This is a genomic window from Jeotgalibacillus sp. JSM ZJ347, from assembly GCF_044383825.1.
GTDB lineage: Bacteria > Bacillota > Bacilli > Bacillales > Jeotgalibacillaceae > Jeotgalibacillus.
Window position 1 is genome coordinate 925,391 of the sequence record NZ_JBISEN010000002.1, and the last position, 13,621, is coordinate 939,011.

Here is a 13,621-nt window from a genome sequence, read left to right on the forward strand (position 1 = left end):
CCTTTTGCTAAATGAAGTGTAAATACCATTTCCGGCATTCATCAAACAGATCGTCACTTCACAGCGAATCAGACACCTTTTCAAAAATGTTTCGGTTTTCTAATGTAGTGCTGGATTTTTCAAAGTGCTACAATAGACTGTATGTGAGAGAAGCAGGGAGGGTCATGATGGCTAAAGTAACGACGAATGAAATTATTGAGAAATTCAATATGGAGCTTGTAAGTGGCGAGGAAGGAATTCACCGTCCGATTACAACGAGTGATATTTCAAGACCGGGTCTTGAGATGGCTGGTTATTTCAGCTATTATCCAGCGGAGCGGATTCAGCTGCTCGGCAGGACGGAGATGTCTTTTTATGAGCTGCTGTCGACAGATGAAAAAAAGGACCGGATGAGGCAGCTGTGTACAGATAATACACCTGGTATTATTCTGTCGCGTGACATTGAAGTGCCGAAGGAATTAATTGAGGCATCAGAGCTGAGTCAGGTACCGGTCATGAAGACGCCTGTTAAAACAACGCGTTTTTCAAGCCGTCTGACGAACTTTTTAGAGAGTAAGCTTGCACCAACGACTGCGCTTCACGGCGTGCTTGTGGATATTTACGGTGTGGGTGTGTTAATTACGGGTAAAAGCGGCGTCGGTAAAAGTGAAACCGCACTTGAGCTTGTAAAGCGCGGACACCGTCTTGTGGCAGATGACAGCGTGGAGATCCGTCAGGAGGATACAGATACGTTAATCGGTTCTTCACCTGAGCTGATTGAGCACCTGCTTGAAATCCGCGGACTTGGCATTATTAACGTGATGACATTGTTCGGAGCAGGGGCAGTCCGCAGTCACAAACGCGTGACGCTTGTGATTGACCTGGAGATCTGGGATAAGACGAAGCAATATGACCGTCTCGGACTCGATGAAGAAACGATGAGAATTATTGATACTGATGTCACGAAGATTACGCTGCCGGTTCGACCGGGTCGAAATCTGGCTGTCATTATAGAAGTGGCTGCGATGAATTTCCGTCTGAAAAGAATGGGGATGAATGCAGCAGAGCAATTTTCAAGCCGTCTGAACGACATTATTGTAGACGGGGACCATGACGATATTTAATCAGGAGGAACCATTATGATGTTATTTACAGCCCAGCCGATTGATCCGGTGGCGTTCAGCTTCGGACCGCTTAGTGTGGCCTGGTATGGACTCATTATCGGAACAGGTATTGTGCTAGGTTATCTGCTTGCGAACCGTGAAGCAGACAGGCTTGGTATGCCAAAAGATATGTTCGCTGACCTGTTAATCTGGGCAGTGCCGATCGCGATTATCAGTGCGAGAATTTATTATGTGATTTTTCAGTGGGATTATTTCTCACAGAACCCCGGTGAAATCATTGCAATCTGGAATGGCGGAATTGCCATTCACGGAGCATTGATCGGATCTGTTGCAACCGGATTTATTTTTGCGAAAAGAAAAGGTCTTTCATTCTGGAAGATTGTTGATATTGCAGCACCAAGTATTATTTTAGGACAAATGCTTGGACGCTGGGGGAACTTCATTAACCAGGAAGCTCACGGTGGTGAAGTGTCACGCAGCTTTCTTGAAGGGCTGCTGATTCCTGACTGGATCATCAACCAGATGTATATTGAAGTAAACGGCAGCTTTGCCTACTATCATCCGACATTTTTATATGAGTCAGTCTGGAACTTTGCTGGACTGATTTTGTTACTTTTACTTAGAAAAGTGAATCCGCTCAGAGGTGAAATTTTCCTGAGCTATGTAATCTGGTATTCAGTTGGAAGGACATTTGTAGAAGGACTTCGCACGGATAGCCTGATGCTGACTGAAACAATCCGTGTGGCACAGGCGATCTCGATTCTGTTAGTCATTGTTGCAGTTGGACTGATTCTTTACCGCAGATTCGGTCAGGGGATCAAAACGCGTTACGCCGATAAACGAAATTAGGTGAATGAAATGAATCAACAGACGTTAAAAGACGGTTTGAAGGCAGGTCTGAATACAACGTGGACGCTCGGGAAAATTATCTTTCCGATTACATTTATCATCACGATTTTGCAATTCACACCTGTCCTGCTGTTTATTACGGATCTGATTGCACCGTTTATGGGGCTGTTCGGTCTCAGCGGTGAAGCAGCAGTCCCGCTCGTTTTAGGGAATCTGTTAAATTTATACGCCGGAATCGCGGGGATTTTATCGCTTGAAATGACGGTTAAAGAAGTTTTCATTATTGCAGTCATGCTTTCTTTTTCACATAACCTGTTAATTGAAACGGGTGTGGCGCTGAAAGTAGGTGTGAAACTGTGGGTGATCCTTATTGTGAGGCTGGGACTTGCATTTATCTCAGCAATCATCATTAACCTTGTCTGGAACGGTGGCGGAGAAATTGCGCAGTATGGCATGGTGCCGGTCAGTGAGGCTGATGTGAGCGGCTGGGGATCGATCATCTTGCTGGGACTTGAGAAAGCAGCATTTGGCGTCCTGCAGCTTGCGATGATTGTGATTCCGCTGATGATTGTCATTCAAATCATGCGTGACCTGAAGTGGCTGGACGTCTTTTCACGCTGGATGGCGCCTGTCACTAGAGGACTTGGCATGAAAGAAAACACATCGATGACGCTTGTTGCAGGTCTAACAATCGGACTTGCATACGGGGCTGGTGTCATGATTAAAGCGGTGCAGGAAGACGGCGTCAGCAAAAAGGATGCGACGCTTGCATTTATTTTTCTTGTGGCCTGTCACGCAGTGGTGGAAGATACGCTGATCTTTATACCGCTTGGAATCCCGATTCTGCCGCTGTTATTAATCCGCGTGATGACCGCAATCCTGCTGACCATCACCGTTGCGGCAATCTGGAATCGCGCTGAGAGGAGAGAACCAAGTTATGAACAAACGCATTGATACGGTGCTATTCGATCTTGATGGCACATTAATCAATACAAACGAATTAATTATTTCTTCATTTATGCATGTGATGGATCATTATTATCCGGGGGAATACAGCCGGGAAGATGTCCTGCAGTTCATGGGACCACCGCTTATTGAGTCTTTTCAGGCGTTAAATCCTGAAAAAACAGATGAAATGGTCAACTTTTACAGAGCCTATAACCAGAAAGTGCATGATGAACTTGTCACACCATTCGAAGGTGTGGATGAGACGGTAAAAGAATTGCACAAACGCGGCATCAAAATGGCGATCGTGTCCACAAAGCGTCATGAGATGGTGCTTCGGGGGCTAAAGCTGATGAAACTGGATCAGTACTTTGATGTCGTTATTGGTCTTGATGACGTTGAACATGCAAAGCCGCATCCTGAACCGCTTAATAAAGCACTGAAAGCACTCGGTTCAACGGCTGATCAGGCGATTATGATCGGTGATAACCATCATGATATTGAAGGTGGACACAATGCCGGCACCAGAACGGCCGGTGTTGCCTGGACGTCTAAAGGAAAAGAGCATCTGGCAGCATACAAACCGGATTTCATGCTCGAGGAAATGAGCGACCTGCTGAACATTATTGAGGAGAGCGGCTCATGAGAAGGACAAAGCGTTATCCTGTTGAGGGACCCAATTCGCTTTGGCAGCTTTACAAAACCGTTCCTTTTATAAAAGTAGCATGGAATTTTGCTGTGCTTCAGACAGCGCGTTATACACCTTTTATCGGTCTGAAAAACTGGATGTACCGCAAGCTGCTGAAAATGGAGGTCGGGGAAAAAACCGCATTTGCACTCATGGTCATGCCGGATACGCTTTATCCTGAAATGATCAAGGTGGGGCGCAATACGATTATTGGCTATAACTCAACGATTTTAGCGCATGAATATCTGGTGGAAGAATACCGGCTCGGGGAGGTCGTGATTGGTGACAATGTCATGATCGGTGCCAACTCGACTGTGTTACCGGGCGTGGTGATCGGTGATGGTGCAGTGATTTCAGCTGCTACACTCGTTCACCGCGACGTGCCTGCCGGAGCATTTGCCGGTGGGAACCCAATGCAGATTATTCGAATGCCTGAACAGAAAAAAGAGCAGAAGGATTAATTAAATCCTCTGCTCTTTTTATTATGCAGGAATGCGTGTTTTTGCCACCTGTGCCTGCGGGAAAACCTGAAGCATTTTAGCCCCGACAACAGCCGCTACAAATGAAAGAATGATATCTTTTGGAGCCGGTGGCAGCATCCAGACCCATGCCATTGTATAAGTAAAGCCTTCAGGTGCGTTAAACCACAGCTTATAAGCCATATACATCCAGTTTGTACCGAGGAAATAGTTAAGCGCTGTACCAAGCAGTGAGGCTGTAACGAGCATTGCGAATGATTTGTGCTTTTCAGTTAACAGCCCAACGAACCATGCAACAACGATATATGAAAGAATGAATCCGAATGTCGGGCTGATGAGTGTACCGAGGCCACCGCCCCAGCCGGCGAATACTGGCATACCTGCGAGACCGATCAGCATATAAACGGTCATTGCGATCGCTCCCCATTTCTTACCGAGCAGGAGACCTGCGATGACGCAGACGACGGTTTGGAGTGTGATAGGAACGTTGCCGACGACCAGGATTGGAACGATTGATGTGATATTTGCCCCGATTGCCATGAGTGCTGCGAATAGTGATGCGAGTACCATGCCGTGAACTTGTGATTTTACCATTTGAACTCCTCGTTTCTTTTTGCTCTGTTAAAGTGGGCTGATGATTGGAGCTCCAGGGGGACGCTTTCCGGACGGTGGTTGCTAAGCCTCCTCGGCAAGTCTGCGGGGTCTCAGCTTCCCACTTATCGTCCCAGAGTCGCCCCCTTCCGCTCCAATCATCAGCTGTGCAGAAAATAAGATGGACTTTAACAAAGTTTTTTAAAATGAATGTTAAAAAGTAAGAAAATAATGATGTACAAAAAGATTATAAGTAGAATATCTTTTTAAGTCAACTTAAAATTTATTGAGGTTAACATAAGTGGTGGTTGCAAAACTGAATGCAAAATTTGTAGCTGGCACTTGGAGTGGAGGGCGGAGACTCCCGCCCCGGAAAAGGGTAGGTGAGATCCCGCAAGGCGAAGCCTGAGAAAGCTCACCGCCCGAGGGCAGGAAAGCGTAGTCCTCCACGGAAAGTGCCAGCAGTTGTTGATTACACCCATGTTTCAATTTCGTGAAATTAAGTGTTATGGGTTTGATTTTTCCAGAATGTTCGTTACAATGCAGTCTAGGCTAAGAAAAAGAGTTTTTGGAAATTTGAAAGGGGTTTTACCTGATGAATTTTAAGAAAATCTTTCTACCATTCGCTGCAGGTGCACTAGCGCTTGGACTCGCAGCATGTAGTGATGAGGAATCAGCTAATACAGAAGCAGAAAATGAAGAACCAACTGCTGAAGAGCAACAGGCAGCAGAAGATCAGCAGGCGGCAGCTGAGGAAATGCAGGCTGCAATGGAAGAACAGCAGGTTGCTGAAGATGAAGTCGTTGCAACGATTAATGGTGAAGAAATTACTGGTGAAGCATATAATTCAGCTTTAGCTTCAACGCAAAGTAACCTTCAGCAAATGGGACAGGACCCAACGACTGAAGAAGGTGCAGAACAGGCTAAAACGCAAACACTGGATCTGTTAGTGAATCAGACACTGATCATCCAAAAAGCAAACGAAGCCGGACTTGAAGCATCTGAGGAAGAAATTGATGAAGAATATGCAGCATTCCAGGAGCGTTTCGGTGGAGAAGAAGCAATGACTGAGCTCATGGAAGCACAGGGGCTGGACGTGGAAACACTTCGCGGCCAGATGGCAGACTCAATCAAGTTTGATAAGTATATAAGTGAAGTGGCACCTGTTGAAGAACCAACGGATGAAGAAATTCAGACATTCTACGATGAAAACGTGGTTACACAAGCAGAAGCAGCTGGTCAGGAAGCACCTGCACTTGAAGACGTACGTGAAAACATCGTATCAAGTCTGACTCGTCCCGAACAGCAGGAAAAGCTGATGGCTCACCTTGAAGAGCTGAAAGCTGACGCAGAAATTGAAAGATTGATCTAAATTGATGAAAAGCATCTCCTTATGGGGATGTCTTTTTTTAGTTTGATGCATGAAAAATGTTTGATTGCTACAACCTGACGCGTGATTGCGACAACTATCCGGGTGTATCGCTACATGTTTGAGACAAATCACTACAACTCCGGCAAAAATAGCGACAACTTCAGCCGGTACACCACCTCCATCCCCTGAATGCACTTGGGAAAAAGGCTCTTAGTTTCTTAAAGACATCAAGAGAGTGTATGTAGTGCGACATCTTTTATGTGGATATGACAATAAAAATGTCCGATTGCTACAACCTGACGCGGGATTGCGACAACTATCCGGGTGTATCGCTACATGTTTGAGACAAACCACAACAACTTCAGCCAAAACAGCAACAACTTTCATCACAAACAACACCCTTGACTAACCACCACATCCCTAGTAAACTACACAATATCTTTATTTTGTTATCGTATTAGCGAACTAAAGGATTCAGTCAATTATTCGAGTTATCCTGACATTACAGGTATAATAAAAGTTATGATTTGTTTGGAGTAATATTTAATTTTTTTGCTTATCAGCGTGATCAAATGAAAGGTTGTGGAGACGGTGTCAAAACTGTTTATGTTTGAAAAACCAATCGGAATGAGAGATACGTTTCCTCATTTATATAGTCTGAAAAAAGAAATTCGCACAAACATTGAAAACGAAATGATGAACTGGGGCTACGAATTCATGGAAACACCAGCCCTTGAATACGACGAGACAGTCGGTGAAGCGTCAGCTATTTTAGATCAGCAGCTGTTCAAACTCCTTGATCAGCAGGGAAGAACGCTTGTGCTTCGTCCTGATATGACGGCACCAATTGCGCGTGTCGCAGCGTCAAAGCTGTTAAAAGACCGCAATCCGCTGCGACTTGCTTACGCGGCAAACTTGTTCCGCGCGCAGCAGCGTGAAGGCGGAAGACCGGCTGAATTTGAACAGATTGGTGTTGAGCTGATCGGCGATTCAACTGTGAGTGCGGATGCTGAAACGATTGCGCTTTTAGCTTCAGTACTGAAAGCATCAGGTCTTGAAGACTTTACGATTGCAGTTGGACATGTTGGCTTCCTGCAGGAGCTGTTCCTTCAAATTGTCGGGACAGAAGAGCGTGCTGAAAAGCTGAGAAAGCATTTATATGAAAAGAATTATGTCGGTTACCGGAAGCATGTGGATTCACTGCCGCTTTCTTCTATTGATAAGAAGAGGCTGATAGATGTACTTCACATTCAGGGTAACGGCGGTTCGATTGCGAAAGCTGAAGCTCTTTTAGAAGGAGAAGGTGGACGCGAGGCGTTGCGTGAACTTGAAGAATTACTTTCAGTGTTAAAAGATTACGGCGTAGAGGATTATGTGAAAATGGACGTGTCGCTAGTCAGCCACATGTCTTACTATACAGGTGTTCTGTTTGAGGTTTACGCAGATAATGTAGGATTCGCGCTTGGAAACGGCGGACGTTATGATAACCTGCTGAAAAAGTTCGGTGCTGAAGTAGGCGCGACCGGCTTTGGCATCCGGATGGATTATCTGATGGAAGCGTTGAATAAAGGTGTAAAACAGGTACAGCCGGCACTCATTTTATTCTCAGCTGAACGCAGAAAAGAAGCGGCTGAAAAAGCGGCTGAATACAGGGCGAAACAGCAGCCTGTCATTGTGCAGGATGTAAAAGGTGTATCTGACCTGGACAGCTTTACAGCAGAATTTAAAGATGTGCATACGTTTATTGGAAAGGCAGGGGATCAGGCATGAAGGAATTAACGATTGCCATGCCTAAAGGGCGTATATTTGAAGAAGCGGTTGTCATGCTGAAGGAAGCTGGCTATAATTTACCGCCTGAATTCGATGATTCAAGAAAGCTGATTATAGAAGTACCTGAAGAGAATCTCCGCTTTATTTTAGCGAAACCGATGGATGTGCCGACGTACGTTGAACACGGCGTTGCGGATATCGGGATTGCAGGGAAAGATGTGATGCTTGAAGAAGAGCGTCACGTGTATGAACTGCTGGATTTGAAAATCAGTCACTGTTATTTAGCGGTAGCAGGACTTCCTGATACAGAAATGAATGAAGTGGCACCAAGAATTGCGACGAAATATCCGAATGTTGCCTCCTCTTATTTTAGAGAGCAGGGTGAACAGGTGGAAATTATTAAGCTGAACGGTTCGATTGAAATCGCGCCGATTATCGGGCTGACGGACCGCATTGTGGATATTGTCTCAACTGGACGTACGTTGAAGGAAAATGGTTTAGTGGAGTATGAGCATATTGTGGATATTACGTCGCGTCTGATTGCGAACCCTGTTAGTTATCGTCTGATGCATGACCGGATCAGCGAGATGACGAACAGACTCGAAAAAGTGGTAAACGGCTAATATTGGATCTTTGGCAGTGGCACACGATCTGCGTTCCAGGCGGACGCTTTCCGCGGGGACGGCGCTGAGCCTCCTCGGCGCAAGCGCCTGCGGGATCTCAGCTATCCGTCACATCCCGCTGGAGTCGCCGCCTTACACCCCGATCAGCGCTGCGGATCAAAACACGCTTATCCCATCTTGATTTTAGAAAGGAATTATATAGAATGGACATTCGTTTTCTAAGTGAACGCAGCATTCCGCGTCAGTCGCTGGATCAGGGAACTGAGGCGCAGCGGAAGAGTGTGCAGGAGATTATTGCAGAAGTGAAAGATAAAGGTGACGAGGCAGTCCGCTTTTACACGGAGCAGTTTGACGGCGTAAAGCTTGAGTCGCTAAAAGTGAATGACGGTGAAGTAGACGAAGCACTTCAGGAACTTGATGAAGAACTGCTGTCGATTTTACAGGAGGCAGCTAATAATATCCGTGCGTTTCATGAAAAGCAGGTTCAACAGTCATGGATGACGACTGAAGAAAACGGTACGATGCTTGGACAAAAAGTGACGGCGCTTGATGCAGCGGGGATTTACGTGCCAGGGGGAACAGCTGCTTATCCTTCATCTGTTCTCATGAATGCAATTCCCGCACAGGTTGCAGGCGTAAAGCGGATTGTCATGGTGACACCGCCTGGTAAAGACGGTAAAGTGCCTGCGGGTGTGCTGGCTGCAGCTCGTCTTGCAGGGGTTCGTGACATTTATAAAATCGGCGGGGCCCAGGCTGTAGCGGCACTTGCGTACGGAACAGAATCAATTGAGCCGGTTGATAAAATCACAGGTCCCGGCAATATCTTCGTTGCTCTTGCCAAACGTGAAGTGTTTGGTGTTGTGGATATTGATATGATTGCAGGACCGAGTGATGTTACTGTTCTTGCAGATGATACGGCTTTTGCAAATGAAGTCGCTGCGGATCTGTTATCCCAGGCAGAACACGGCGAACTCTCACAGGCAAATCTCGTGACCACTTCAAAAGCACTTGCTGAAGCAGTTCAAAAAGAAGTTGAAATTCAACTGAATGAACTGCCTAGACATGAGATGGCGCGTGTTGCCATTGAAGAGCACAGTGCCATTTACGTGGCAGATTCATTTGAACAGGCAGTAGAAGCTGTAAACCAGATTGCTCCTGAGCACCTTGAAGTTCAAATGGAAAATGCAATGGAGCTCGTCGGAAAAATCCGCCACGCCGGCGCAATTTTCATCGGCAGATACAGCTCAGAACCAATCGGCGACTACTTTGCAGGACCCAACCATACACTGCCAACAAGCGGAACAGCCCGCTTCTCAAGTCCGCTGTCAGTAGATGACTTCGTGAAAAAATCGAGCATCATCTCCTACAGCAAAGCAGCCTTCGACGAGAACAGCAGCAAGGTTGCCAAATTCGCAAGGCTTGAAGGCTTAGAGGCGCATGCAAGAGCGATTGAAGCTAGGAATAGAAACTAGAGTTTATCTGGAAATCTCAGCTAGATTAGTAAGTAATAAACTAAACTATTTAGAGTTGATGGTATCGGAGGAGGGGCGACTCCAGCAGGAGAAGCCGGACAGGTGAGACCCCGCAGGGCGCAGCCCGAGGAGGCTCACCGCCGGCCCTGCGGAAAGCGTCCCCTCCGGAGATGCCATCAACTCCTATGTACATACAAAGGAGTGTCACAAATGACTGAACGTAAATCTTCATTAAAAAGAAAAACAAACGAAACCAATATCTCACTCGCGCTGAACATCGACGGCGAAGGCATCAGCGACATTCAGACAGACGTACCCTTCATGACCCACATGCTCGACCTCTTCACCAAGCATGGCCACTTCGACCTGACAGTTGAAGGCCGTGGAGATGTGGATATTGACGGACACCACACAACAGAAGATATCGGCATCGTACTCGGTCAGGCACTGCTTGAAGCACTTGGTGATAAAAAAGGAATCAAGCGTTACGGCAACGCGTTTGTCCCGATGGATGAAGCACTTGCGCAGGTCACAGTTGATTTAAGCAATCGCCCGCACCTGGTGATGAATGCTGATTTCCCGAAAGAAAAAGTAGGGGATTTTGATGTGGAGCTTGTACATGAATTCTTATGGAAGCTTGCAATTGAAGCACGGATGAACCTTCACGTGAATGTGCATTATGGCTTTAATACGCACCATATGATAGAGGCAGTATTCAAAGCACTTGGACGTGCACTGGATGAAGCGACGCAGATTGATCCGCGGGTTAAAGGTGTGCCATCAACGAAAGGGATGTTGTAAATGATCGGAATAGTTGATTACGGTATGGGGAATCTGTTCAGTGTAAGTAAAGCGCTTGAGCGGATCGGTGTTCCTTATATCATCAGTGATAAAAAAGAACAGCTTGAAAAAACAGACGGACTGATTTTACCGGGCGTTGGCGCATTTCGTGATGCGATGAAGCTGCTTGATGAAACAAAGCTGTCTGATTTTATCAAAGAGCAGGCGGATGCAGGAAAGCCGATCCTTGGTATTTGTCTCGGCATGCAGCTGTTATTTGATGAAAGTGAAGAGAATGGCGTTTTCAAAGGGCTTGGTCTTTTGAAAGGAAAAGCGGTTAAGTTTCTGGGAGAATCAAACGGTGAACGTTACAAGGTTCCGCATATGGGCTGGAATAAGCTGAAGTTCCACCAGGATTCACCGCTGACTGCAGATGTTGAAGCGGATCACGTGTATTTCGTGCACTCTTACTATATTGCAGGTGAAGAGCGTGACGCACTGATCGCTTCATCTGATTATTATGAAGAAGTACCGGCAGTTGTTGGCAAAGGAAATGTATTCGGCATGCAGTTTCACCCTGAAAAAAGCGGTGACTTAGGCATGGCACTGTTGAAGAATTATACGCAGTACGTACAAAATACGGAGGTGGAAGTATGAGTTTCACAGTTTATCCGGCAATTGATATGAGAGGCGGCAAATGTGTACGTCTCACACAGGGTGATTATGCTCAGGAGACGATCTACGGGGATTCTCCTTTTGATATGGCAAAGCAGTTTGTTGATGAAGGTGCCGAGTGGGTTCACATGGTTGATCTTGACGGCGCGAAAGACGGCAAGCGCGTGAATGATGTATTTGTTGAGCGTGTCGTAAAAGAATTGCCTGCGCGCGTTCAGGTTGGCGGCGGCATCCGCACAGAAGAAGACGTGGTACACTATTTAGATCAGGGCGTTGACCGTGTGATTATAGGAAGTCTTGCAGTAACAAATCCTGCTTTAGTGAAAGAATGGCTGAAGAAGTATGGCAGCCGCATTGCAATCGGCCTTGATGCGAAAAACGGTTACGTAGCAACACACGGCTGGATTGAAACGTCTGAGCTAAAAGCGGTTGATCTTGGTAAGGAGCTTGCTGAAGCAGGCGCTGAAACGTTTATTTTTACAGACATTGCAACAGACGGCATGCTGAGCGGTCCGAATGTGGACGCGGTTGTTGAACTTGCAGAATGCACTGGCGCTGAAGTGATTGCTTCAGGCGGCGTCAGTTCACTTGAGGATTTGCGCACATTGCAGGCTGTATCCGGTATCGGAGTAGCAGGCGCGATTGTCGGTAAAGCGATCTACACGAACAAATTTACCGTCAAACAGGCAATCGAGGAGACGTCGTAATGCTGACAAAACGAATTATTCCATGTCTTGATGTAAAAGAAGGGCGAGTGGTAAAAGGGATTCAGTTCGTTGAGCTCCGCGATGCAGGGGATCCGGTGGAACTTGCGCGTGCTTATGATCAGCAGGGGGCAGATGAACTCGTATTTCTCGATATTTCTGCGTCACATGAAGGCCGTAAAACAATGGTGGATGTCGTGCAGGGTGTTGCTGCTGAGCTTGCGATTCCATTTACAGTAGGCGGCGGCATTAACGCGCTTGAAGATATGAAACGGATTCTGCGTGCAGGTGCTGATAAAGTGTCGTTAAATACAGCGGCAGTCCTGCGTCCGGAGCTGATCCGTGAAGGCGCTGAATATTTCGGTACACAATGCATCGTTGTTGCAGTTGATGCGAAATGGGATGAGGAAGCCGGCACATGGCGCGTCTACACGCACGGTGGCCGCAAGCCGACTGATAGACTTGTGATCGACTGGGTCAAAGAAGCAGCGTCACTTGGTGCTGGAGAGATTCTTTTAACCTCAATGGACCGCGATGGTGAAAAGTCAGGTTTTAATGTTGAACTGACAAAAGCCGTAAGCGAAGCAGTCAATATTCCGGTGATCGCTTCAGGCGGCGCCGGCGGCAGTGAACACTTTACCGAGATATTTACAGATGGAAAAGCGGATGCAGCACTTGCAGCGTCTATTTTCCACTATGAAGAAACAAGTGTGAAGGAAGTTAAAGCACATTTAAGAAATAAAGGAGTGAATGTAAGATGACCATCAATACAGCGAACATTCGCTTCGATGAAAAAGGATTAATCCCGGCAGTGGTGCAGGATGCATCAACCGGGGAAGTCCTGACCGTTGCGTATATGAACGAAGAATCTTTTAAAAAATCAGCTGAAACCGGTGAAACATGGTTCTACAGCCGCTCACGCCAGGAACTCTGGCACAAAGGCGAAACAAGCGGCAACACGCAGAAAATTGTGGATATGACACTCGACTGCGACGGTGATTCACTTGTTGTGCGCGTGAAGCCTGCAGGTCCGGCGTGCCACACAGGTGCACGTTCATGTTTTAATGAAAAAGTGTACGAATCAGATGACAAGGCTGTTGGAACACAAATTCTGTCAGTGCTTGAGAGTCTAATTGCAGCACGCGATGAAGAACGTCCGGAAGGCGCTTATACAACGTATCTGTTTGAAGAAGGCGTTGATAAGATCCTGAAAAAAGTCGGCGAAGAATCAGCAGAAGTTATCATTGCAGCGAAAAACCGTGATAAAGAAGAACTAAAGTGGGAAACAGCGGATCTGCTGTATCACACACTTGTACTGCTTCGTGAGCAGAAGCTGCCGCTTGCAGATGTGATGGGTGTGCTTGAAGAACGACATAACAGACCGAAATAACCCGGATACCCGTTCCTTTATGGAGCGGGTGTTTTTTTGCAGGCGGTTTTGGTTGAGGATGTAGCAATTGTTGAGCGGAATGTAGCGATACGCCCGGAGAGTTGTCGTAATCCGTCCGCAAGTTGTAGCGATATACCCGGGAAGTTGTCGTAATGAAGCCACAGGTTGTAGCAATCGCCT

General features: G+C 46.6%; 15 protein-coding genes. 14 read left to right on the forward strand and 1 reads right to left on the reverse strand.

Annotation, left to right across the window (positions count from 1 at the left end; translation table 11 throughout):
• Positions 1-167: 167 nt before the first annotated feature.
• Genes hprK through ACH6CZ_RS10125 form a run of 5 tightly spaced genes read left to right on the forward strand, consistent with a single transcriptional unit; the run spans position 168 to position 4,046 of the window.
• Positions 168-1,103, forward strand: coding sequence for an HPr(Ser) kinase/phosphatase (gene hprK, locus ACH6CZ_RS10105; protein ID WP_374097308.1), 936 nt, complete (start codon positions 168-170; stop codon positions 1,101-1,103).
• 18 nt (positions 1,104-1,121) lie between these two features.
• On the forward strand, positions 1,122-1,952 hold the full coding sequence (gene lgt / locus ACH6CZ_RS10110; RefSeq protein ID WP_374097457.1) for a prolipoprotein diacylglyceryl transferase: 831 nt from the start codon (positions 1,122-1,124) through the stop codon (positions 1,950-1,952).
• A 9-nt stretch (positions 1,953-1,961) separates the two neighbouring features.
• Entirely contained in the window at positions 1,962-2,906 is a 945-nt protein-coding gene (locus tag ACH6CZ_RS10115; protein ID WP_374097309.1) for a nucleoside recognition domain-containing protein, read from the forward strand.
• Positions 2,890-3,543: a pyrophosphatase PpaX gene (gene ppaX / locus ACH6CZ_RS10120; RefSeq protein WP_374097310.1), complete on the forward strand. Its 654-nt coding sequence runs from the start codon at positions 2,890-2,892 to the stop codon at positions 3,541-3,543. Before ACH6CZ_RS10115 ends, ppaX begins: the two co-directional genes overlap by 17 nt.
• Positions 3,540-4,046, forward strand: coding sequence for an acyltransferase (locus ACH6CZ_RS10125; RefSeq protein WP_374097311.1), 507 nt, complete (start codon positions 3,540-3,542; stop codon positions 4,044-4,046). The genes ppaX and ACH6CZ_RS10125 overlap by 4 nt, the downstream gene beginning before the upstream one ends.
• Positions 4,047-4,067: 21 nt before the next feature.
• On the opposite strand, the gene ACH6CZ_RS10130 is transcribed toward ACH6CZ_RS10125, so the two are convergent.
• Positions 4,068-4,658 carry a biotin transporter BioY gene (locus ACH6CZ_RS10130; protein ID WP_374097312.1) on the reverse strand — a complete coding sequence of 197 codons (591 nt, stop codon included), beginning with the start codon at positions 4,656-4,658 and terminating at the stop codon, positions 4,068-4,070.
• Positions 4,659-5,250: 592 nt separating this feature from the next.
• Between ACH6CZ_RS10130 and ACH6CZ_RS10135 the strand changes: the two genes are divergently transcribed.
• From ACH6CZ_RS10135 to hisIE, 9 genes are all read left to right on the forward strand, one after another.
• Positions 5,251-6,027, forward strand: coding sequence for a SurA N-terminal domain-containing protein (locus ACH6CZ_RS10135; protein ID WP_374097313.1), 777 nt, complete (start codon positions 5,251-5,253; stop codon positions 6,025-6,027).
• Between the two features lie 591 nt (positions 6,028-6,618).
• Entirely contained in the window at positions 6,619-7,797 is a 1,179-nt protein-coding gene (locus ACH6CZ_RS10140) for an ATP phosphoribosyltransferase regulatory subunit (protein ID WP_374097314.1), read from the forward strand.
• A complete protein-coding gene (gene hisG, locus ACH6CZ_RS10145) occupies positions 7,794-8,420 on the forward strand; it encodes an ATP phosphoribosyltransferase (protein WP_039811006.1) in 627 nt (208 codons plus the stop codon). Before ACH6CZ_RS10140 ends, hisG begins: the two co-directional genes overlap by 4 nt.
• A gap of 203 nt (positions 8,421-8,623) precedes the next feature.
• Positions 8,624-9,892, forward strand: a complete 1,269-nt coding sequence (gene hisD, locus ACH6CZ_RS10150; protein WP_374097315.1) for a histidinol dehydrogenase — start codon at positions 8,624-8,626, stop codon at positions 9,890-9,892.
• A 210-nt stretch (positions 9,893-10,102) separates the two neighbouring features.
• On the forward strand, positions 10,103-10,693 hold the full coding sequence (gene hisB, locus ACH6CZ_RS10155) for an imidazoleglycerol-phosphate dehydratase HisB (protein ID WP_374097316.1): 591 nt from the start codon (positions 10,103-10,105) through the stop codon (positions 10,691-10,693).
• Positions 10,694-11,329: an imidazole glycerol phosphate synthase subunit HisH gene (gene hisH, locus ACH6CZ_RS10160; RefSeq protein ID WP_374097317.1), complete on the forward strand. Its 636-nt coding sequence runs from the start codon at positions 10,694-10,696 to the stop codon at positions 11,327-11,329.
• Entirely contained in the window at positions 11,326-12,054 is a 729-nt protein-coding gene (gene hisA / locus ACH6CZ_RS10165; RefSeq protein ID WP_374097318.1) for a 1-(5-phosphoribosyl)-5-[(5-phosphoribosylamino)methylideneamino]imidazole-4-carboxamide isomerase, read from the forward strand. The genes hisH and hisA overlap by 4 nt, the downstream gene beginning before the upstream one ends.
• On the forward strand, positions 12,054-12,812 hold the full coding sequence (gene hisF / locus ACH6CZ_RS10170; RefSeq protein ID WP_374097319.1) for an imidazole glycerol phosphate synthase subunit HisF: 759 nt from the start codon (positions 12,054-12,056) through the stop codon (positions 12,810-12,812). The genes hisA and hisF overlap by 1 nt, the downstream gene beginning before the upstream one ends.
• A 2-nt stretch (positions 12,813-12,814) precedes the next feature.
• A complete protein-coding gene (gene hisIE, locus ACH6CZ_RS10175; protein ID WP_374097458.1) occupies positions 12,815-13,441 on the forward strand; it encodes a bifunctional phosphoribosyl-AMP cyclohydrolase/phosphoribosyl-ATP diphosphatase HisIE in 627 nt (208 codons plus the stop codon).
• Positions 13,442-13,621 lie beyond the last annotated feature (180 nt).

Excerpts from the sequence above, each read along its gene's own strand:
- ACH6CZ_RS10135 (WP_374097313.1), top strand. The coding sequence starts at position 5,251 with ATGAATTTTAAGAAAATCTTTCTACCATTCGCTGCAGGTGCACTAGCG.
- hisH (WP_374097317.1), top strand. The coding sequence starts at position 10,694 with ATGATCGGAATAGTTGATTACGGTATGGGGAATCTGTTCAGTGTAAGT.
- hisF (WP_374097319.1), top strand. The coding sequence starts at position 12,054 with ATGCTGACAAAACGAATTATTCCATGTCTTGATGTAAAAGAAGGGCGA.
- hisG (WP_039811006.1), top strand. The coding sequence starts at position 7,794 with ATGAAGGAATTAACGATTGCCATGCCTAAAGGGCGTATATTTGAAGAA.
- ACH6CZ_RS10115 (WP_374097309.1), top strand. The coding sequence starts at position 1,962 with ATGAATCAACAGACGTTAAAAGACGGTTTGAAGGCAGGTCTGAATACA.
- ACH6CZ_RS10125 (WP_374097311.1), top strand. The coding sequence starts at position 3,540 with ATGAGAAGGACAAAGCGTTATCCTGTTGAGGGACCCAATTCGCTTTGG.
- ACH6CZ_RS10130 (WP_374097312.1), bottom strand. The coding sequence starts at position 4,658 with ATGGTAAAATCACAAGTTCACGGCATGGTACTCGCATCACTATTCGCA.
- hisB (WP_374097316.1), top strand. The coding sequence starts at position 10,103 with ATGACTGAACGTAAATCTTCATTAAAAAGAAAAACAAACGAAACCAAT.
- hisA (WP_374097318.1), top strand. The coding sequence starts at position 11,326 with ATGAGTTTCACAGTTTATCCGGCAATTGATATGAGAGGCGGCAAATGT.
- hprK (WP_374097308.1), top strand. The coding sequence starts at position 168 with ATGGCTAAAGTAACGACGAATGAAATTATTGAGAAATTCAATATGGAG.
- hisD (WP_374097315.1), top strand. The coding sequence starts at position 8,624 with ATGGACATTCGTTTTCTAAGTGAACGCAGCATTCCGCGTCAGTCGCTG.
- ppaX (WP_374097310.1), top strand. The coding sequence starts at position 2,890 with ATGAACAAACGCATTGATACGGTGCTATTCGATCTTGATGGCACATTA.
- lgt (WP_374097457.1), top strand. The coding sequence starts at position 1,122 with ATGTTATTTACAGCCCAGCCGATTGATCCGGTGGCGTTCAGCTTCGGA.